This window comes from Enterococcus sp. DIV0703 (genome assembly GCF_051711065.1).
In the GTDB taxonomy this organism is placed as follows: Bacteria; Bacillota; Bacilli; order Lactobacillales; family Enterococcaceae; genus Enterococcus_B; species Enterococcus_B hirae.
In genome coordinates this window covers 792,142-813,486 of sequence record NZ_JBIOLX010000001.1, presented here as the reverse complement: position 1 = coordinate 813,486, position 21,345 = coordinate 792,142, and the positions used below count along the sequence as shown (strand labels likewise).

Sequence of the window (21,345 nt, the reverse complement as noted above, 5' to 3'; positions counted from 1 at the left end):
CTAATCTTTCATTTTTAAATATGCTTTGAAAAGCTCTAAATCATCGGTTGTGGTCAATTTGATATTTTTATCAGAACCAGCCGCAAAATACAAGGTTTCACCTAAGTCCACCATCATCGTATTGGTATAAGATGAGTCTGTCATTCCAATATTTTCTTTGACCGCCCGATTATAAGCAGAAAGTAGTTTACCATATTGGTATGCTTGTGGAGTTGAAACACGTCGTAACGTATTACGATCCACATATTGTTGTGTCGTTTCTTCGGTTTTCTTAATAAAAATCTGTTCATTATACGGTAATGAAGTCACACCATTTCCATATTCCTTACATTTCACAATCACATCTGATAGGACGAGTTCATCCACCAATGGACGGATACCGTCATGAATGATAATTGTGTCATCATCCTCTGAATAATCTTTTAAAAATTGTACACCGTTATTGATTGATTCTTGTCCTTTAGATCCGCCAGTAATCACCCATTGGACTTTACTGATATTGAACTCTTTGATATAAGCCCACATGGTTTCTTCCCAACCTGATTTACATACAACAAGAATTCGATCAATCTGTGGATGGTGTTGGAATGACTCCAATGTATAAATAATGATGGGCTTCCCCTCGATATTAATAAATTGTTTTGGTATATCCTGCCCCATTCGTTTGCCAACGCCACCGGCAATAATTATAGCTGTAATCATATGAGATAAATTCCTTTCTTTTATGTGTATTTATACTAAATAGGTATTGAAAACTTGCCTATTATTTCACTATCCGTTCAATAAAAACCATATTTAACCTTTTACATTTTCTCACAACTGCCAATAACTTTCAATGTTTTCCACTGAGCCTCGGTGAAATATAAGTATTATACAAAAAAACAACACATCAAAAGAATGATAGAACATTCGATTGATGTGTTGATTTATTTATTTTTAGTTTACTTTTTGAACATACTTTTTATTTGCAGTCACATAACCATCAGCTGTTTTTAATCGTGGAAGTCCTGATGGGGTATATTCGATTGATTGGATCTCTACGATCGTTCCTTTGCTAATTGCTGCTCCTTTTTGCGTAAAACTGAGATCTTTATAGTAGTAATCATTCATCAACAGTTGAACTCTTTTAGGATTCGTCACAAAATAATTATCATTTGCATTCGCAGCAGCTGTAACATACCCTTTATTAGCTGTAACATATCCCTTATTGGTTTTTAATCGTGGGATTCCACCAGCTGTATACTCGATACCTAAGACATCGATCACCGTACCTTTCGCAATTGCGGTACTTGGTTGTTTAAAGTCTATGTCAGAATAATAGCGATCATCCCTCAACATAACAATTTTTCTTGGATTTTCGATAAAGTAATTATCACTGTCACTCACTAATTGTGTTACATAACCTCTATTTGCTGTCAAATAGCCTTTTGCCGTTTTTAACCGTGGGATTCCACCACTTGTAAATACCACATTTTGCACTTCAATCAATTCATTTTTAGAGACTGCCTCCCCTTTTTGACTGAAATTGACATCATGATAATACGTATCATTTGTCTTCATGACCACATATCCTGGATTACTATAATAATAGTTTGAGATATTATCTGGCACTTCTTGCACATACTCTTTATTAGCCGTCAAATAGCCATCGGGCGTAAGCAATCGCGGTACTTGACCTTCACGATATACGACACCTGTAACAGATACAAGCGACCCTTTCGTCACTGTTTTTCCTTTATGGAGAAAGTCTGTGTCTCGATAGTAAGTATCATTGGCTTTCATGACGATTCGAACAGGGTTTTTCGTATAGTAATTATCAATTGATGCTACAGTTGCGATCACGTAGTCTCTATTTGCTGTATAAAAGCCTTTATTTGTTTTTAATCGAGGTATCCCACTCTTTGTTTTTTCAATTCCCGTTACTTTGATGACCGTACCGGCTGAGACTGATTCTCCTGGTTTTGTAAACTCGACATCTTGGTAAAAACGATCATTTGTCTGAGCAATGACTTGTCCTGGATTTGTCATATAGTACATATCAGAGATATCACGATACTGTTCGACCAAATTTTTATTCGCAGTCAAATAGCCATTTTTTGTTTTTAATCGGAAAATACCAGAGTCCGTGTAAGCTAAGCTTTCTACTTCCACCACTGTACCTTTCGTGACTTTATTCAAACGTTGGGTAAAAGCTGTATCTGCATAAAAATAATCATCGGTCTTCAAACGGACTTTTTTAGGATTCGTTGTAAAATAAGAATCAATATTGCTTTGAGCCGCTACAACATATGATTTATTTGCTGTTAAATAACCGTGATCTGTAAATAAGCGTGGAATCCCACTAGCGGTTGTTTGAATACTTTTCACAGTAACTAAAGTATTTTCTTTAACAGTCATTCCAGGACTGGTAAAATTCACATCATTGTAAAAACAATCATCCTTCTTGAGGATGACTCTTCCAGGATTGGTCGTATAGTAATTATTTAGATCAGGTCCGGTTCCTGTATTTGGTCTTCCAAAAAAGGAACTGTAAATCATCGACATGTCAAAAGGACGAGATTGATAATTTGCCAAACCTGGGAAATACATTTTAGACGACCACTGCCAAGCGCCATAATCATTGTTCCACTGCATCGATTGTGTTGGAGTATAAGGATATTGTGCGACCCATATACGTTCTTTATTAAAGGGAGCAGGATTGATGTACCCACTATCTAGCCAGCCTCTACTAAGATATAGTGCAGCATTAGAATACCCAAGATTTTTTAGTTGTTGATTAAAAGCCAAAGCATTTTTTTGCGTATCGCGTCCGTTGGAAATCAAGTTTGGGTCTTCTGCGTCATCGAACATGATCGCATTTTTGGGCAAACCGAATTTTGACGCTGCTTGTGCAAAATATTTTGCCTCTGCTTGAGCCGTCTGGACAGATGTATACAAGCTATAATGATAAGCGGACACGCTTAGTCCTGCAGCTTTAGCATTGTTGATTTGACTTTGCGCATACGGATTAGTATAAGATGTTCCTTCAGTGAGCTTGACGGTTACTCCCGTAACCCCGTAACTTTTAATTTTTTGATACTCAGCAACAGAGATTGTTCCATTCCAACTAGCGACATCAATGAAGTCTTTTCTTGGTAAATTAGGATTATCGGCATATACACTATCAGGTTCCCTCATTCTCGTCATAATCCCATACTGACTGCCAGACGGTTGCATGGCATAAGTACCTTTTTTATGGTTTGTCCCTCTTTTCCCGAGTTCAGCATCTTCTCTTGAATCACCTTGACTAGCATCTGGTTGGACCTCGGTAGAATCACTCGTAGAATTGGCGGTCTCGGAACCCGAAGTGCTGGTACTTTCTTGAGTGGGGATTGTCGAGCTGCTGGTCATACTGGATTCTGTCGAAGAAGTCTCAGCCGTAGATGTTTCCGTAGTTGTCGAACTATCCGATTGTTTTGTATCGTTAGTTGTGGTAAGTGTTGCTGAATCAGACGAGTCGTTCATTTGCTTTTCTTCAGTTCCCACTTCATTCATAGCCTTCTGTTCTTGACTAGATTGAGAAGTTTTAGCTATATTTTCAATTGCATAAGTATTGGAAATAGAGCTATTTAATAATAATGTACATAAAAGTACACCAGAAAAAATCCGTTTCATCTCTTTTCTCCTTCATACTGTATCGTTTACTTTGTAAGCTTTTTTAGTATCAACAAGAACAGCTTCATGATGAGGCTGTTGTTCTTCTTCAGGGGGCAATTGCATGTAGTCACCAAAGACCTGTTTCAAATAGCGGTCATACCCAACAGGAATTGGCATTTTTGTCTCTTCAAAGGGAACAACAATCGCTGATTTAAAATCTTCCAAATGGTAAATATTTCCCATATATTTAGGTCCGACACATAATTCTGTGACATAAGGTGTCGATCCGAATGAGTACTTACTCATTTGTTTTTCTGCAAAACGCCAAATCTTATAGCGGATTTTGGGCGAAGAGAACGTACTTAAAAGCACCTTGCTACCTGTTGCCATCATTCCCCCATGTTTTTCGGGCACAACCTGAGAACAAAACAATGCATAAACGAGCGCCCACATTTTTTGGATTTTCCGTTGCGCACTTTTTTCAGGCGCACCGTCCAAAGGAAAAATATCAATCGGTATACCATGAGGAATAGCCATTCCTTCTTGATACGTTTTGACAAATGTGGTATTTGCATCTCGAATGGTCATAAATGAATTATGATCATTGTAATTCTCAGAAGCAACCAATAGCGGATAGCGTTCAACATCAGCATATTTTGGCCATAGTTCTTTTATTTTTTCATAATCTTGTCTAGGCATAAAAAAATCCAAGTCATCATCCCAAGGAATAAAACCTTGATGACGGATAGAGCCAATACAGCCACCGCCACAAAAATAACAAAGTAGGTCGTGTTTATTACAAAAATCGACAAAATATTGAGCGATTTCTAACACTACCTGCTGGACATTTCTTAATTCAGGATCATTACTATACATACTTACAGCTCCCTCTATTTTTATTTTATCATAACTATTTTTTTATCCGAAATAGAATCTGTCTAAATTTGCAAAAAAAGAGTGTGGGTCAAAAGGAAAACCTAAAGACCCAAACTCGAATAAATAGTGTGTTAGAAGAAACTTTTATCCTAACACTTTTATAAATGTGAGAATAAAGCCATGACAGCTGTCACTGCTTTTTTATTTCGATTGAAAAGCAAATGATATCACCCTGCTATTCCGGTCGCTTATTTAATACACTCGTTTTAGTGTTGCCATCAATCCTGGCATCTTTATTTCAACAAAACTTCCGATGCGTACAGCAGTTAAAAAGAATGAACAAGGCAGGTTATACAATTGCTTCGTTACTTTTTTTACTGTAGAGTCGGTGCAAGCAATTTTTTTCGCCTCAACAATAGTTGGATCCATTAATATTTGCTTTGCTTCAGCTTTTTTTTCTTTTGCTGTCCGTGTCGAAGTGCCATAGATAGAAAAGATGACCGACGTCGTTCCTTTTAAATGGAGAGCTGCCATTCCTGGCTTATCGACTTCATTCGTCACTTCATTTGCTAATTGGTAGAACTCTTTGAAGGTACTAAATTTATTGGGACGGTACTGATTCGTGATTCCTTTGCCACCTTCAAATTCATAGATATAAGAAATTTTCGGGTTCATCAGGACATTTTGACAATATTTATAATAATGCAAATTAAAAATACGGTCTTCACAGCTATTGTATCCTTTAAAAAGAAGCTGATTCTGTTTTAAAATATCCCTTCGATAACATTTATTCCAAACTACATACATCAACTGATCGTTCATTAATCGATACATGTCTTTTATAAAACTATCATGACTTTGATAATGATGCTCCGTCACTAAATTTTCTTTTTCTGAAATAATCTGTTCTCCGTCCATCGTTCGAAAGATAAACGAACTAACGATCAAATCGGTGTCTGGATGTTTAGCTAAAAGCTTGTCATAATCAGATAAAACTTCTTTTTTCGGCGTATCATCCGCATCAAAAAATAAGATGTAAGTTCCTTGGGCTTGCATAATCCCTTCATTTCTTGCTAAACCAGGCCCTTGATTAGCCGTTGTGATCAGTCGAAATTTAGGGTCGTTCTCAATAAGTCTCGTAATGATTGCTTCCGTTTGATCTGTCGAACCATCATTGATTAACAAAACTTCATAATCAGTAAAATCAAATTCTTTTAAAGATGCGATCGTACGAGCAATCGTGCTTTCAGCATTATAAATGGGTATGACGATACTAAATTTTGGGTTACTCATTTTTCACTACCTCTCAACTAGCGAAAGATTTTCTCTTTTGGAAAAGCAATCTCTGCCAATGAATGAACATTCTCATCTTCTTCCAAGCCTTGAGAAGACATCTTATCAAAAAGAATTTTAATGGTTTGTAATAATATTTTTAAATCGAGCAATAAAGAATATTTCTTGATGTAAAGTAAATCAAACCGTAATTTACTGTTGTAATCTGATACGTATTTCCCATAAACTTGCGCATAACCCGTTATCCCAGCACGTACATTGTGTCTCAAATAGTAATAAGGATTTTCCGCATTAAATTGATCAACAAAGAAAGGACGTTCTGGTCGAGGACCAACGATCGACATGTCTCCCTTTAATACATTAAAGATTTGTGGTAATTCATCAAAACGAACTGCTCGGATAAATTTACCCACTGGAGTGACACGAGCATCGTTGCTCTTAGCCAAAACAGGTCCTGATTTGGCTTCTGCAGTCGCAGTCATCGAGCGAAATTTATAGATTGAAAATTCTTTTTGATTTTTAGTGATCCGAATTTGTTTATAAATAACCGGACCCGGTGAAGTAACTTTTACTAAAATAGCAGTTAATAACATGAAAGGTGAGGCTATGATCAGTAAAATCAACGAAACGATAATATCAAACAACCGCTTGAATAATTCATATTCTGGTGGAATCCTGAAGCCTGAAGCTTCAATAATACTTTCATCTTCAAAGTTCATGATGTTTGGATTGATCATCGTTAAGTTTTCAAATGTCGTATTGAGAAATAATTTCTTCTCATTTTTTGTCACTAGTTGATAGATTTTTACTTTTTCTGCTTCTTCAATATGTGAAGCCAGATAGACGATATCCATTTGATCAATCATTTTTTTCACATTTTCATAGTAGTGATCGATGACAACCGCTTCTACTTTATGCTTATTATTTTTTTTAGAACTGAAATTTTGTATGGCCGGTGCCACATCTTTTTCTGATCCAACGATCACGACTTTCTTATCACGACTGACTTTCAAGTACAACTTATAGATTAATATTCTGTAAAGACTCAATAAAATGGTCGCTAGCACAAATGACAGTAAAATTACGCCTCGTGGGAAAGCAAACCAGCGTCCAGCAAAGGTGACGACCATGATCCCCAATGTCATTAAGACTTGACCAATAACCGTGACAAACACGATATCGCTGACCGTTCGATTATAAAAAACATATACGCCCAATAAGATATTCAAGGCAATAAATATAACAGAAATAAAGATTGCTGAATGTTGAAAAGTTTCAAAATTCCGCATGGGTATTTCCCCATGAAATTTCAGTAAGAAACTGCTATATATGGCTACATTGTACATCAAAACATCCATTAAAATAATGAATATTCGTCTTGCAGCACTCCATTCCCCATTTTTATTCATATATACACTCCTAATCACAAAATAATGCACCTATTATCTTACCATAGCAGGGTTTAAAAGCCTAGTGAATAAACAAATTGTAACAGAATTACAAAAAACTACTGCTCTACAATTATAACGCTTGCTTTTAATATCTCATTTTACGAAAAAAAACTACCATGCTTTCTTAACTGATTGCATGATAGTTTCTATTTTCATTTCTTAATTAATCTGGTCTTAATGAAAAATCTCCAATTCCTTCTTTTGTCAGATTATCGTTATAAAAAGGATCATGGTTGATATATCCTGGCCATTTCACTTGCATTTTCTTTATCTCACCTGCAAAACGTTTTTGCTTCTCAGGCGTATCTTCATAGCCTCTTGATTTTGATTCAAAATGATAAAGTTCAACTTGATGGGCATAAACGTTATATCGACCTAGCTCATAAATTTTCAGGCATAAATCCACATCATTGAAAGCGACTGCTAATGTTTCATCAAAGCCATGGACCGCATGAAAATCACTGGCTTTGACCATCATACAGGCAGCTGTTACCGCTAAGTAATTGACATCGATGACTAACCGACCAAAGTAACCACAGTGTGTTTGGTCATAGTTGTTCAACGCATGACCAGCAACGCCACCAATACCAACTAACACACCAGCATGTTGTGTCGTATCATCTGGGTAGTAAAGTTTGGCACCGACACAGCCAATTCGATCAAATTGCGCATAGGCAACCATATTGGTCATCCACTCAGGCTCAATAACTTCCGTGTCATTGTTTAAGAACAATAAATATTTGCCACTTGCTTTTTCTGCCGCTAGATTGTTGATCCTAGAATAATTGAAAGGTATATCGATCAATTCCACTATAAAACGTTCGTTTAGTCGTTGCTGGTATTCCTTAAATAGTTCCTGCATCTTAGGATCGGTACTACCGTTATCAGCAACAATGATCTCATAGTTGGAATAGGTTGTTTTGTCAATAATTGAGTCGATACATAGTTTTAAGTCATCATATCCGTTTTTAGTGGGAATAATGACACTAACTAAGTCTTCTTGCAGCACTTCATAATTGACCTCGTAGAAACCAGAGATTCGTCCAGGACGAACTTTTCCTTTAATTCCTCTACGATCGAGTGCATCAGTCAATGCCTTGACTCCAGAATCATAAATATAGCTCTTCGCTTCACCATTGCTGGCAGTAGATCCCGGAATCGTGCGCCAGTGATACAGTACTTTATCAATGTGATAAATGTGATCAGCTGGGATCTGCTCAGTGATTCGTAGTACCAAGTCATAATCTTGAGAACCTTCATATCCTTTTCTAAATCCACCGATTTCTTTAACTAAGCTGGTACGATAAACCCCTAAATGTGAAATATAATTATTGCCCATTAAAGTATCTGGTGACCAATCCGCTTTAAAATGAGGATCAAAACGCTGACCTTCTGCATCGATCTTATCTTCATCGCTATAAATGACATCAAGTTCAGGACGCTGATTCAAGACGCTTGCGACTTCAAACAACGCATAAGGCGGTAGTTCATCATCATTATCTAACAACGCTATGAACTCTCCTGTTGCCATTTCCAAAGCAGAATTGGTCGCTAGACTGATATGCCCATTTTTTTCTCTAAAAACGACTTTGATTCGTTGATCTTTAGCTTGATACTTTTCTAAACATTTTCTGATTTTAGGATCAGTTGATGCATCATCACTGATACATAGTTCCCAGTGATCATACGTTTGTTTTAAAACAGAATCAATACATTTTTCCAGCCATTTGATTTCGACATTGTAGACTGGCATAAGTACTGAGATTAATGGACGATATTCAAATCCTTTAGCATCTTGACGTTGCTTTTGGAGATCAAACTGTTCATGACGTTTGATCCATTCAGTATAATCAACAGAAGCTGGTTTCATTTCAAACTTGACACGTCGGATCGCTTTTTTCACTCCGTGTGTCCGTGCATAATTGAATCCTTTTTGAAGCAATCTTTTTTTCTTTTCCCAGTTTGTTTCAAGGCCATCGTCATACGGATAACGACCATTCAATTTCACCGCAATCCCATTTTGATGGGATTTTGTTTGGAAATCTAAAATCGCTTTACCTTTCATTCTTCCAGATAATCGGATGTTGAAACCACTCGGTGTTTTCACATCCAGATTGTATAAATGATTGATATCCAAACGAACAACATTGGTGACTTCGGCAGATACTTTGTCCTTATCGACTTTAATGATCGGAATTTCTTTCGTCACCTCATCAACCGCCCAGCCAACAATCAATAAATCCCCAGTTGCTCTTTCACGAGTAATTCGGTCTATAAATACAGCAATCTCTTTTTTTTGCACGAGCTTTTGTTCTCCTTTATTAAAAATAAGTTCGTTCTTATATCTCGATAAACCAGGATTCGCCATTTTCAGCAACAGCTTCAATTAAAAAAGATTTTTCTCGTTCACATCTTATTTGCAATTCAAAACCAGCTTTTGTTCCCGCTGGCAATTGTTCCGCCTCATTTACTTCTGGCCGTTCAAACTGCAAGGCTTGAAAAAATGGTGCTTGGTTCACAGATAACTTATAGGATAACGGCTGACGTTGTGCGTTAGAAATTCCCCAACCATTGATTGTCAAAATTTTCGTTTCTGGATCCCAATGCTTGCTATCCACGCATAGAGAAATCGCCTTTGCTTGAATTTTCTTTGCTGTTTCTTTCGATCGAAGCTTGCGGTTTCTTGGTTTAATTGCGAATTCTTCCTCAGTTATCAGTTTACAATAACGGTCAGTCGTCATCTGTAATTCGTTATCTAATTTTTCATTTGTCAATCGCACTTGTTCATTTTCTTTTTTCAGCGAAGTGATTTGTGCCATTAGACGTTGCTCGATCTGCGCTAAAGGTTTGACTGCCTCAAGTAGTTCTTTCATGGTTTGTGTCAATTCCCCGATAAACCGATAATGACAATGGATCGTCAATTCTTGACCTGCGACATCAAATAGAGTAAATTGTGGCGTTACTTCACCATCAAATAAATAGCAATCATTTTGTGTTTTGATTACTGCATTAGATTGGATGAAAGCAATTTTGTTCCCCGCCAACTCCCCGCTAAATTCGATAAAACTTGGTTGATCAGCAAATTTAAAAATGACCGATTCGACATCCCCGGCAATTGGAAAAGTCAATGTTTGGTTTTCTCCCGTATAATTGTTGAAAGGATATTTTTGGGAGACTTCTTTGTTTGCAGTCTTTTGGATCACTTCCACCATTCGAACATAATTCGAATTTTGTGGTTGTGAGATGTGACTATTCTCAGTGTGTTTTTTCAAAGAAAAGAAGTATTGATAAACTTCTCCGAAAGGTCGCATTTTGAACTCATAGCGAACTGCTTCGGGTAATTCTTCATAAGTTGAATTTAATTCTGTGTCTCCGACAGCTAAGTAAAGGTAATCCTCAATATTAATAGATAAACCAGCTTTTTCAAACACTTTTTTAAAACCTTCGTGTGTGTAAAAAGAATTATGTGTTTCATCTAATAAGCCATAAGAAGCCCATGGTAACTCATTGTTGAATAAATGGATCAGCACAGAATTATGGACTAAATTCGGAAATGTGATTAAAATTTCTCCATCTTCATTGAGAAATTCTCTCACTTTTTTTAATGTTTCAGCTGGGTTCACTAAATGTTCTAAAACATCGGCAAAAAGGATATAATCAAAGGTTTGCCCTGCATAATAGTTTGCCCACTCAAAACTTTCAATATCTCCATAAAAACCATCTTGTGAAAATTCACTGACAAAATCGAATAATTCTTTATCTAATTCGACGATACTTACTTGACAATTTTTGGCTCCGATTAAATGTTTGGTCAATCGGCCGTTTCCCGGTCCAAATTCCAAGACTTTGCTGCCTGGTTTAATTTGGGCAGCAATTTTCCCTACACTACTTTGTTCATCTAAGTCCATTTCAAAATCATACTTCATCGGCTAGATAACCTTCTTCCCATTTATGGTCTAAGACCACGATTCCTTCCCCAATATATGAACCATTAACAAATAAGTTCATATATTTTGTTTTGTAAACTAAAGGTACGGTGGCATTTTCTTCAAAAATTGCCACATCAAAATAATATTCACCAGCTAGCAGGCCTAGTTTTTCATATTCTAAATAGAAAACATTTTTGCCTTTTTTCCAAGGGATTTTGATGCCGTCCAACAGTGTATTTAAACCACAAACGTAAAAATTATCGACGGTCCGTAAGGCAATCCCTAAAACAGGATTCTTGATCGAATCATCTTTTACTTCATAGGTTACTTTGACATACAGTGTTTCGCCTTGATCAAGCACGTCAACAGGATTTTTTTCTTTATCCAATAATTCCGCACTCAGTACATCAACGATGTCAGGCGCTGCAAAACGTTCCATTTGATTTTTATTTCGATCAACTGTTTTGACTGATTTTTTCTTTAAAAAGTTTTCATAGTTTGTTGTGACATCCATGGTATCCCCATATTCAACTACTTCACCATTTTTTAGCCAATAGGATCGATCACAAAAACGGCGGATCGAACTGATGTCATGGGAAACGAATAAGATCGTTTTACCTGAGTTCTTGATTTCAGTAAATTTCTCCATACATTTCAACTGGAACTCAAGGTCCCCTACAGCTAGAGCCTCATCGACAATCAAGATATCTGGATTGACATTGATAGCTACCGCAAAGGCTAAACGAACAAACATCCCACTGGAATATGTTTTTACTGGTTGGTAAATATGTTCGCCGATATCAGCAAATTCAATGATGTCTCCGACCATTCCATCGATTTCTTCACGAGAAAAACCTAACACCATGCCATTCAAATAAATATTGTCATAGCCAGAATATTCGGGGTTGAACCCAGAACCTAGTTCTAATAGTGCAGATATTTTCCCTTCAATCTCCATTGTTCCAGATGTGGGCGTCAAAACGCCAGTAATGATTTTGAGCATGGTGGATTTTCCTGAACCATTTTCTCCGACAAAACCGATCATTTCCCCTTTTTTAATTTCCACATTGATATTTTTCAACGCATAAAAAACGTCATGATAAGATTTTTTAAAGGGATTCAATGCTTCACGAAAACGGTCAGATGGTTTTGCGTACATATTATAAGATTTTGTAATGTTTTTTAATTTAATCGCATATTCAGTCATATTCATACTCCTTACAGCACATCTGAAAAATGTGGTTTCAATCTACGGAACACAGCAGATCCAATAACGAAGATAGCTAGCGTAAATACCCAGAAATAGAGAGTATACATTCCGTGTTCCCAGAACCAAGCTTGTCCTAAGAAAGACTCACGATATCCTTGCACGACATAATAAAGTGGGTTTAGTTTTAAGATTTGAACGATCACTGGATTGAACTGACTTGGACTCCAAAGGATTGGCAATGTCCACATAACCAACTGTAGGACAATCGTGATCAATTGCATGATGTCTGGTAGAAATGGTTGAATTGATGCTGTCAACCATGTTAAGCCGGTTAAAAAAGCACACATACAGAATAAATAATAAATCAGTTGGAGCGTCATCCAGGTTGGATAGATTCCATGTCCAATAACCACCACTAAACCAACGAAAATAAAGAAAAGATGTGCATATAGATTCGATAAAATTTTCGTAGTTGGTAAAATGCGGATATTAAATACAACTTTTTTTACTAAATAAGTGTATTCTCTGAAAACTAACGTCGTTGATGTAAACGCGTCAGAAAAAAAGAACCATGGGATCATTCCCGTAATCAAATAAACAATAAAAGGATATTTTCCATCTGTCATCGCTGCCTTTAATCCAAAACCAAAGACCAACCAATAAATCAATACGGTAAAGACAGGATTAATGAATGCCCATAAAATTCCCAAAAAAGAGCCCGCATAGCGAGACTTAAAGTCATTCACTGAAAACTGAAGCAAGAGCTTTCTATTCTGGTAGATATCCTTCATAAATAAAAACAGATCTTTAAACATTTGTGTTCCTCCAAGCAAATTCTGTTAATTACAGTCATGTGCCATTTTACCACACTTTTACTCACGGACTGTGATATTCTTAGTTTCTTAATTTTCTATTAAGCAACTTTACGCTAACATTTTTATTTTACATAAGAAATAATTTAATTGCAATGAAGCAAAAAGCTAGCTGACCCAAGAATCACTTGTTTCAACTAGCTCTTATCTAAATATTTAATGTCGGCGTGCCACTCTTGATAGAGAGCCGTCTGTCGTTTCCCTCGTTTGTTGATTCGCTATTTTCCGCTTGTTTGCAACGTTTTTTAAATCATCATACCGGTGACTTGCCATTCCCAATAACAGATAGATGATAGGTACCCACGGAAAAGAAGTTAAAGTATCTTCCATAAAGGATTGGATCATCACTGCAAAGAATGCCCATAAAAAGGTTACTTGTCCATTCGATAAATCTGCTTTTAAGGTCAATCGGCCTACATAGATTAAGACTAGTACCCCTGCGATGATGACACCCAGCAATCCATATAGATTTAAAAATGAATTATAACTATTGTGATTTCCTAAAAATTGATTTCCACGTTGAAAAATGAACGGTTTCATTCCAACCCAGACTTGTTCGCTTTTTTCTGAAATAGTCTCATAGAATTTCAACCAAATTTCTTCACGACCAGTAAAGAGATTTAGATGCTCGGAATGAGCTGCTAAGTAAGAAACTGGCAACGCAAAAATCGTGACAATCATGTAGGCTAAAAATGGCGCTCGTATTACTTTGTACAATTGTTTTGGCCAAATATCCAGTAAAACAAATACGATCATCGCAACTAAAGCACCTTTTGATTGACAGACCCAGATACCAATAATCCCAGCAATCACACTCGGAAATCCAACGAATACCCGAACATACCAGCGCTCAAATGAACTGGCAAACCCACTGATCAGTAAGGAGAGGGTCATTAAAGTACTACCAATCGTATTCGTGTTGATCCAAATATCGGAAACTTTATTATCAGGCAACCAAATACTTTCACCATCAGGAATTTTTATTTCAGTAAAAATGCGGTATAACGTAATGCCAAGAAAGACATAACATACTAAAATAAAAATCGAACGATCTAACTTATCAAACTGAATCCATTTAACCGTCAAACAAAAGACTATGATTAGCGGGATCAAAAGATCTACATTCATAGAACTTGCTCTTACTTCACGGAAATGATCAAACAGAAAATAAATAAGCATTGCCGCTGCTAAAAAAATAAAGTCAGCTCTTCGTCCTTTATATACGTTTAAAATAAATAAAATGACAATGCCAAACGTAACAAATTGCGCACTGTTGTCATATAAAAAAAGCGCTTGAGCATTGCCTAGGCCTGCTGTCCATACAAAATAAATAGCAGAAAGAAATAGAATCAGTAATCCAACACTCATTTTATTTATTAATTTTCCAATAACCGTCTGAATAATCTCCATCCTCCTTTCATACTGTTTTATTATACTGTTTTTTAAAAACAAACGGCAATGCTATTTTTAGATTAATTGATAAAAAACTCACTTTTAGTGCTTCATCCAGTCTTTTTAAAAGAAAAAACATGGAACCTAAAAATAGGTACTGAGCAATTTCAGAAGAAGCAGTAAAGAAATTTACTTCCTTACACTCCCATATCAATTACTCAATACCTAATAATTACTTGCTCAACCGCCTGTATACGACCATTCATCTACTTGGTTATCCGTATTATTCACAGCATTATTGGCTGTAGATGGATCGTTTTCAGGATAGGTTACTTCAAAAATCATATAACCATCTTTATCAGGACCGTATAGTTGAGTGAATTGTGCTTGGTACAATTGATTATAATCAGTTAACGGGCGTTTGCTGACCACGTATTTGATTCCAAGCTTTTCAGCATCTTTAAAGTTGAGGGTCACAGAAAACATATCTGGACGATCTAAAACAAATGAAGTTTTTTCTTTAGCAATAAAGGCACGTGTGTGGGCATATCGATTATAATATTTTTCATATTTTTTATCTGGATCAATTTTAGCCCATGCCTTCATGTCTGGATAAAAGCGTACCGAATTAAAAGCTTTTACGCCTAATGTTGGTGTAAAGTTATACAGCTCATCTTCTGTTAACCATACTTGTTGTGGATCTGCCTGATCAATTGTTTTTATCTCTTTTGCCAGAGTCTTTTCAAAGATCGCACCAGTTCCTTCTACAACTGGGTTCACAAAGAAACCTGAAGCTACAATCAAAGCGATAAACGAAAGATAGAACAATCGACAACGTCGGAACAGAATAAATGCCAGGATTAACGTACCAACAATCACGATCATGGTGATCTCAAATTCGGTAAAGTATTTTGTCATTTTGGAATTGACCAAAGCATACGTAAAGATTCCCGCGTTCGCCAACAATAGGAAAAATTTATACCATGTTGGGATCACATCTTCTTGCCAAATATAGGCAATAAACCATATGGTTAAGAGGCAAGCTGCAAAACTAAAGGTTAAGATTGCTCTAAAAGGTGGCACGTAAGATAATAAAGTGAGTTCAGCGAGCCATTTTGGTAATCCTAAAGTAATCCAATAAATTGAAAACAGACAAAAGAGCATTAAAATCCGTCCAAACAGTTTTTGTTCACTATTTTTTTTACCAAATAAAACAAATGGGCTTGCTAAAAAGACGGTCGGGAAGAAATGATAAAACAGAGCAACTTCAGAATTATTAGAAAAATTGATATCTTTAAACGAAATTTTCCAGTTTGTCAGAAAATAAAAGAACTCTCCTAAATGCCATTTTCCTCCTGTACTTACTCGTTTTCCTGGATATAAGGTATTTAAAGAAGCCAGTAACGCATCTTTAGAGGTTAACCAAAAGTGGATCAGTACGCCACCTATAAATAATATTGCCCCAATGATCAGTACTGCATCAAACCAATCCCAAGTGATTCGCTTCCCATAATAGAGCAATAACCCAACAAAATAAAAGACAAGTAAATAAGCAAGCATAACTTGATGGGCTGGATAAATCACCAGGATAAAACCTAGACCAAATATGACGATCAAACTCATCATCATTGCTCGTACCCATTTTTTTTGATGTTGGTAAAAATAATGATAAAAAGCAACCATTAGTCCTAATGTGAAGAAAATCAGATCTCCCACGTGTTGCATGAACCACCACTGGACTGCTGGTGAGAAAGTTAAGGCAAAGGCGCCTACGAGTGATAAAGCTTTTTTTCTTTTTGTCAAAATCATTAAAACTTCATACCCCAATAAAACCATGACCACTAATTTCATTGCCCAATAAAACGAAAGCCCACGATCTCTTCCCAAGAAAAAGAATCCCCAATTGAATGGTTTACCAATAACTGTGATATCTTTAACAGGAGAATTATAAGCAATGATCATATTTTGTCCATTTAAGGAATAATCGGGATTTACTAAAGGATAGTCATTTTCAGCTTGTGAAAGATAAAAAGGTGTTTGCACGAGCCATTCATCTGAACGAACTTCCCTATTTTGCCCGAAGATGACATCAGTTTTCTTTCCGTCATCTCGTTGCGATACATATTTATCCCATACACCCAATGAACTACCATTCAAATTAAACGTTACAATAACTACAATGACTAGCAATCCGATGAGGTAACGAAGTTTTAGAAAGACATCAAGAACAGAATGATCTGTGCGCTCAGGCTTCACGGCTGTTCGTTGCGCGCGTCTTGTTTGTTTTTCCATGCGATTCTCCAATTTCTAGTTTGTTCTTTTTTTTACGGAAAAACAAGTTTGCTATTTCAAACTTTCAGCTGCTTCCAACATTTTTGCTAATGCTTCTTGCCATGTTGGAATGACAAAGCCTAGATCTTCTGCTTTCTTTAGACTCATCACAGAATATTGTGGGCGAACTGCTTTTTGTGGATACTCTGCTGAAGTGACTGGTGCTACTTCGACATCCGTATCTTTTAAGATTTCTTTGGCAAATTCATACCATGAACAGCTATTTTCATTGGATAACTGATATACGCCGTAAGGTGCTTGTTTTTCAATCACATATACCATAAATTCAGCAAGTGTTCGAGTCCAAGTTGGGCGACCATATTGATCATTGACAATAGTTAAACGATCATGCGTTTCGGCTAAACGTTGCATTGTAAAGACAAAATTATGTCCATAAACACCAAATACCCATGAAGTACGGATAATATAATAGTCTTCTAAGATTTCTTGAACCGCTTGTTCCCCTAATAATTTTGTGCGACCATACTCATTCAATGGGTTAGTTGGATCGTCTTCGCGGTATTCTTGGTCTTTCTTTTTGCCATCAAAGACATAATCCGTACTGATATATACTAATTTAGCATTCACTGCTTTTGCAGCCAATGCCACATTTTTAGTTCCATCAACGTTAATCTTCTCATCTAATTCTTTGCCTTCTTCTTCTGCTTTATCAACGGCTGTATACGCTGCACAATGAAAAATAATTTCTGGCTTTAAGTTTGTAATATACTCCATTGTTTTTTCTGCATCAGTAATATCCAGCTCAGCAGCATCAGTTGACACATAAGCCATTCCTTTTTCATCTAATAAATGGCGTAATTCCGTTCCAAGTTGACCATTTCCTCCGGTTAATAAGAACATTCTGATCTCTCCTCTTTTTTGTTTTAAAAAGGGGTCTGCAACATCTGTCACAGCTCCCCTTACAATTGCCAATAAACAATTCCTATTTTTATACTAATTTTTTTCTGCACGTTTTACAACTTCATGCGTGTCTTTTTTACCCGAATTTTTTGAGAGTTCATTAAATCCGGCTTATCCTCATTTATTGACCATTTTTGGCATAGGCTGCTTCCACAGCTTCTTTTTCTTTCTTCCACCAATCTTGGTGTTCTTCATACCATTTGATTGTATCAGCTAAACCATCACGGAAGTTGGTAAATTCAGGTTGCCAACCTAGCTCCTCACGTAACCTTGTCGAATCAATTGCATAACGTAAATCATGTCCTGCACGATCGTTGACATGGTCGTAAGCATCTTTGGGTTGTCCCATAAGTTCCAAAATCAATTCCATGACTGTTTTGTTATCTTCTTCCCCATCGGCACCGATCAAATAAGTTTCACCGATTTTTCCTTTAGTCAAAATCAACCAAACCGCAGATGAATGATCATTCGTATGGATCCAATCGCGAACGTTTTTTCCTTCACCATATAGTTTTGGACGTATACCACTTAAGATATTAGTAACTTGACGAGGAATAAATTTTTCAATATGTTGATATGGTCCATAGTTGTTTGAACAATTTGAGATCGTTGCTTGCAACCCAAATGAACGAACCCAAGCTTTCACTAATAGATCAGAGCCCGCTTTAGTTGAAGAATATGGACTTGATGGGTTATAAGGTGTTTCAGCTGTAAATTTTTCCCCTTCGCCTTCTCCATGACCTGGTAAATCTTCACGTAAAGGTAAATCCCCATACACTTCATCGGTGGATACATGATGGTAACGAACATTGTATTTACGACAAGCTTCTAACAGGGTGTACGTACCAATAATATTGGTTTGGACAAAAGGAAATGGATCTTTTAGCGAATTATCGTTATGCGATTCTGCTGCATAGTGGACTACGGCGTCTGCTTCTTTGACTAAACGATCCACTAATTCTGCATCCGCAACATCACCAACGACTAATTCTACACGGTCACTAGGTAGCCCTGCTAAGTTCTCTTTATTCCCAGCATAAGTCAATTTATCTAACACCGTAACATGAACCTCTGGATGATGATTGACCACATAGTGGACGAAATTTGAGCCGATAAATCCGGCACCACCAGTAACAATGATATTTTTCATATAAAAATTCTCCTTGCAATCCTAAATTTCACCATAAACAAATGGATTTTCTGCTTCAAACTCTTTTAAAGTTGGATGATGCTGATCCTTTTCAGACATAATCGCTTTGGAAAGATCGATAGGCCAATCAATCGCTAAGTCTGGATCATCAAAGGCAATCCCACCATCAGCTTGTGCATTGTAGTAATTATCACATTTGTAAAGAAAATTGACATTTGGTGTCAATGTCACAAATCCATGAGCATAACCTTTAGGCACCAAAAGTTGTCGATGGTTGTGTTCAGATAAGATAAAGCCTTCCCATTTACCATAGGTTGGACTTCCTTTACGAATATCGACAATTACATCTAAAACAGCACCAGAAGTTACCCGAATCAATTTCGTTTGTGCTGCTTCTCCTTTTTGGAAATGCAGTCCGCGGATAACACCAGCTTCTGCCGATAATGAATGATTATCTTGAACAAAATCAAAATCTAAACCATGTTCAACAAATTTTGCTTTGGAATAACTTTCGGTAAAAAAGCCACGATGATCACCAAAAACATCCATTTCAATGATCTTCACATCTGTTAAATTAGTATCAGTTACTTTCATTACTTCAGACTCCCTTAATTGTTGGCCAACTGTAAAAGATATTGACCATATTGATTTTTTTTCAACGGTTGAGCTAATGTAAGTAATTGCTCTTTAGTGATATATCCCATTCGGTAGGCGATTTCTTCTAAGCAAGCTACCTTGAGATTTTGACGTTTTTCAATCGTTTCAATAAATGTGGATGCCTCTAGAAGAGATTCATGCGTGCCAGTGTCTAACCAAGCAAAACCTCTACCCATCAATTCAACAGATAGTTTTCCTTTTTCTAGATAGACTTTGTTTACATCAGTGATCTCTAATTCACCACGTTCAGAAGGTTTGATGTTTTTCGCAATCGAAATAACATCATTATCATAAAAATATAACCCTGTTACTGCATAATTTGATTTTGGTAGCGCAGGTTTTTCTTCGATTGACAGAGCCTGCATCTTTTCATCAAATTCTACAACACCAAAACGTTCTGGATCATTAACGTGGTAACCAAACACTGTTGCTCCAGTATCTTTAGAAGCAGCGCGTTGAAGCATTTTAGATAAGCCACCACCGTAATAGATGTTATCTCCTAAAACTAAGCACACACTATCATCACCGATAAATTCTTCACCGATAATAAAAGCCTGTGCTAGCCCATCTGGACTTTCTTGCACTGCATACTCAATTTGTAATCCTAACTCTGCCCCATTACCAAACAGTTCTTTAAATCTTGGTGTATCTTGAGGAGTAGAGATGATCAGGATTTCTTTGATACCCGCTAGCATTAGTGTAGACATTGGATAGTAGATCATTGGTTTATCGTAGACTGGCATCAACTGTTTTGAAGTTGCCTTAGTTAGAGGGTATAAGCGTGTACCACTTCCCCCAGCAAGAATGATTCCCTTCATGAGTATAAATTCTCCTTTTCAATTTAAAATTCACCTTGTTATTATCTCATCAAACTTGTTATTTGTCATGGAATTATTAACGATTTAACTATCTTTTATTAATTCCAAACCATTTTCTCTTCACAAGCGCCTTGATCAGATTCAACCGCCAGGTAATTTTTTGGGTTAGTTTAGTGTTTGTTTTGATTTCACTCACATTAAAATCATGTCTACGATAAAGTGTCAATGTTTCTCTAATAAACCCAACACGAGTTCCACCTAACATTCCAATCCACATATCATGCATTGGTACTTCAGAAGGAATTGGTACTATTTCTTTCTTTAATGAAGATCGAAAAGCCATGCCGGCACCGATATAATTACTCCGAATCAAATTATTGAGCCAGCCTGTTCGGGAATGCCGATAGGAAAAATACGACGCGTGTATCTCATTGAGTTGACCATCCACAATCACTAGATCACTCACTACTACTAATTGTTGCGGATTTTCTTCAAAATATGCGGTGATCTTAGCCACCTTATCAGGTAGCCAAACATCATCTTGGTCTGCTAAAAAAATGATGTCACCTTTAGATTGTTGAATGGCATGGTTGAAGTTGGCAATGACACCTTGCCTTGGTCCTTCAACAAATTTGATTCGATTGTCTAGTTGCGTGTATTCCTTTATAATTTGACAAGTTTCATCTGTCGATCCATCATCTGAAATAATCAATTCATCCTCAAGTGTCAGTTGGTTTAAAATACTATCCAATTGTTCTCTTAAATATCTGCCACCATTAAAGGTAGCCATACAAACTGATCGCACAAAT

16 protein-coding genes are annotated in these 21,345 nt (G+C 36.6%); all 16 read right to left on the bottom strand.

Annotated features, from left to right (window positions below; all coding sequences use genetic code 11):
- Positions 1-702, bottom strand: a complete 702-nt coding sequence (locus IGK81_RS03790) for an IspD/TarI family cytidylyltransferase (RefSeq protein WP_010719731.1) — start codon at positions 700-702, stop codon at positions 1-3.
- Between the two features lie 234 nt (positions 703-936).
- On the bottom strand, positions 937-3,654 hold the full coding sequence (locus IGK81_RS03785; RefSeq protein WP_034698868.1) for a DUF5776 domain-containing protein: 2,718 nt from the start codon (positions 3,652-3,654) through the stop codon (positions 937-939).
- Between the two features lie 12 nt (positions 3,655-3,666).
- Positions 3,667-4,512: a LicD family protein gene (locus IGK81_RS03780; RefSeq protein WP_010719733.1), complete on the bottom strand. Its 846-nt coding sequence runs from the start codon at positions 4,510-4,512 to the stop codon at positions 3,667-3,669.
- Positions 4,513-4,764: 252 nt separating this feature from the next.
- Positions 4,765-5,805 (bottom strand): glycosyltransferase family 2 protein, encoded by a 1,041-nt coding sequence (locus tag IGK81_RS03775; RefSeq protein WP_034698865.1) that lies wholly within the window; start codon positions 5,803-5,805, stop codon positions 4,765-4,767.
- A gap of 17 nt (positions 5,806-5,822) precedes the next feature.
- Positions 5,823-7,214: a sugar transferase gene (locus tag IGK81_RS03770; protein WP_010738174.1), complete on the bottom strand. Its 1,392-nt coding sequence runs from the start codon at positions 7,212-7,214 to the stop codon at positions 5,823-5,825.
- 205 nt (positions 7,215-7,419) lie between these two features.
- Positions 7,420-9,558, bottom strand: coding sequence for a glycosyltransferase family 2 protein (locus IGK81_RS03765; RefSeq protein ID WP_034698862.1), 2,139 nt, complete (start codon positions 9,556-9,558; stop codon positions 7,420-7,422).
- Positions 9,559-9,595: 37 nt separating this feature from the next.
- The gene (locus IGK81_RS03760; protein WP_034698860.1) at positions 9,596-11,182 is read right to left on the bottom strand and encodes a class I SAM-dependent methyltransferase; all 1,587 of its coding nucleotides are present in this window, start codon (positions 11,180-11,182) and stop codon (positions 9,596-9,598) included.
- Positions 11,172-12,392 (bottom strand): ABC transporter ATP-binding protein, encoded by a 1,221-nt coding sequence (locus IGK81_RS03755; protein WP_010719738.1) that lies wholly within the window; start codon positions 12,390-12,392, stop codon positions 11,172-11,174. The genes IGK81_RS03760 and IGK81_RS03755 overlap by 11 nt, the downstream gene beginning before the upstream one ends.
- A gap of 11 nt (positions 12,393-12,403) precedes the next feature.
- Positions 12,404-13,210: an ABC transporter permease gene (locus tag IGK81_RS03750; RefSeq protein ID WP_010719739.1), complete on the bottom strand. Its 807-nt coding sequence runs from the start codon at positions 13,208-13,210 to the stop codon at positions 12,404-12,406.
- A gap of 213 nt (positions 13,211-13,423) precedes the next feature.
- Complete coding sequence (locus tag IGK81_RS03745; protein ID WP_034698855.1) at positions 13,424-14,677, bottom strand: EpaQ family protein; 1,254 nt, start codon at positions 14,675-14,677, stop codon at positions 13,424-13,426.
- 222 nt (positions 14,678-14,899) lie between these two features.
- Entirely contained in the window at positions 14,900-16,951 is a 2,052-nt protein-coding gene (locus tag IGK81_RS03740) for a DUF7657 domain-containing protein (RefSeq protein WP_034698853.1), read from the bottom strand.
- A 51-nt stretch (positions 16,952-17,002) separates the two neighbouring features.
- A complete protein-coding gene (gene rfbD / locus IGK81_RS03735) occupies positions 17,003-17,851 on the bottom strand; it encodes a dTDP-4-dehydrorhamnose reductase (RefSeq protein ID WP_014834184.1) in 849 nt (282 codons plus the stop codon).
- A 181-nt stretch (positions 17,852-18,032) separates the two neighbouring features.
- Complete coding sequence (gene rfbB / locus IGK81_RS03730; RefSeq protein WP_010719743.1) at positions 18,033-19,061, bottom strand: dTDP-glucose 4,6-dehydratase; 1,029 nt, start codon at positions 19,059-19,061, stop codon at positions 18,033-18,035.
- 21 nt (positions 19,062-19,082) lie between these two features.
- Positions 19,083-19,655 carry a dTDP-4-dehydrorhamnose 3,5-epimerase gene (gene rfbC / locus IGK81_RS03725; protein WP_010719744.1) on the bottom strand — a complete coding sequence of 191 codons (573 nt, stop codon included), beginning with the start codon at positions 19,653-19,655 and terminating at the stop codon, positions 19,083-19,085.
- A gap of 14 nt (positions 19,656-19,669) precedes the next feature.
- Positions 19,670-20,536 (bottom strand): glucose-1-phosphate thymidylyltransferase RfbA, encoded by an 867-nt coding sequence (gene rfbA / locus IGK81_RS03720; RefSeq protein WP_010738180.1) that lies wholly within the window; start codon positions 20,534-20,536, stop codon positions 19,670-19,672.
- 88 nt (positions 20,537-20,624) lie between these two features.
- Positions 20,625-21,341 (bottom strand): glycosyltransferase family 2 protein, encoded by a 717-nt coding sequence (locus IGK81_RS03715; protein ID WP_034698851.1) that lies wholly within the window; start codon positions 21,339-21,341, stop codon positions 20,625-20,627.
- Positions 21,342-21,345 lie beyond the last annotated feature (4 nt).

What these genes read in the sequence shown, in the direction of transcription:
- IGK81_RS03790 (WP_010719731.1), bottom strand. Translation starts at nt 702, where the DNA reads ATGATTACAGCTATAATTATTGCCGGTGGCGTTGGCAAACGAATGGGG.
- IGK81_RS03785 (WP_034698868.1), bottom strand. Translation starts at nt 3,654, where the DNA reads ATGAAACGGATTTTTTCTGGTGTACTTTTATGTACATTATTATTAAAT.
- IGK81_RS03780 (WP_010719733.1), bottom strand. Translation starts at nt 4,512, where the DNA reads ATGTATAGTAATGATCCTGAATTAAGAAATGTCCAGCAGGTAGTGTTA.
- IGK81_RS03775 (WP_034698865.1), bottom strand. Translation starts at nt 5,805, where the DNA reads ATGAGTAACCCAAAATTTAGTATCGTCATACCCATTTATAATGCTGAA.
- IGK81_RS03770 (WP_010738174.1), bottom strand. Translation starts at nt 7,214, where the DNA reads ATGAATAAAAATGGGGAATGGAGTGCTGCAAGACGAATATTCATTATT.
- IGK81_RS03760 (WP_034698860.1), bottom strand. Translation starts at nt 11,182, where the DNA reads ATGAAGTATGATTTTGAAATGGACTTAGATGAACAAAGTAGTGTAGGG.
- IGK81_RS03755 (WP_010719738.1), bottom strand. Translation starts at nt 12,392, where the DNA reads ATGACTGAATATGCGATTAAATTAAAAAACATTACAAAATCTTATAAT.
- IGK81_RS03750 (WP_010719739.1), bottom strand. Translation starts at nt 13,210, where the DNA reads ATGTTTAAAGATCTGTTTTTATTTATGAAGGATATCTACCAGAATAGA.
- IGK81_RS03745 (WP_034698855.1), bottom strand. Translation starts at nt 14,677, where the DNA reads ATGGAGATTATTCAGACGGTTATTGGAAAATTAATAAATAAAATGAGT.
- IGK81_RS03740 (WP_034698853.1), bottom strand. Translation starts at nt 16,951, where the DNA reads ATGGAAAAACAAACAAGACGCGCGCAACGAACAGCCGTGAAGCCTGAG.
- rfbD (WP_014834184.1), bottom strand. Translation starts at nt 17,851, where the DNA reads ATGTTCTTATTAACCGGAGGAAATGGTCAACTTGGAACGGAATTACGC.
- rfbB (WP_010719743.1), bottom strand. Translation starts at nt 19,061, where the DNA reads ATGAAAAATATCATTGTTACTGGTGGTGCCGGATTTATCGGCTCAAAT.
- rfbC (WP_010719744.1), bottom strand. Translation starts at nt 19,655, where the DNA reads ATGAAAGTAACTGATACTAATTTAACAGATGTGAAGATCATTGAAATG.
- rfbA (WP_010738180.1), bottom strand. Translation starts at nt 20,536, where the DNA reads ATGAAGGGAATCATTCTTGCTGGGGGAAGTGGTACACGCTTATACCCT.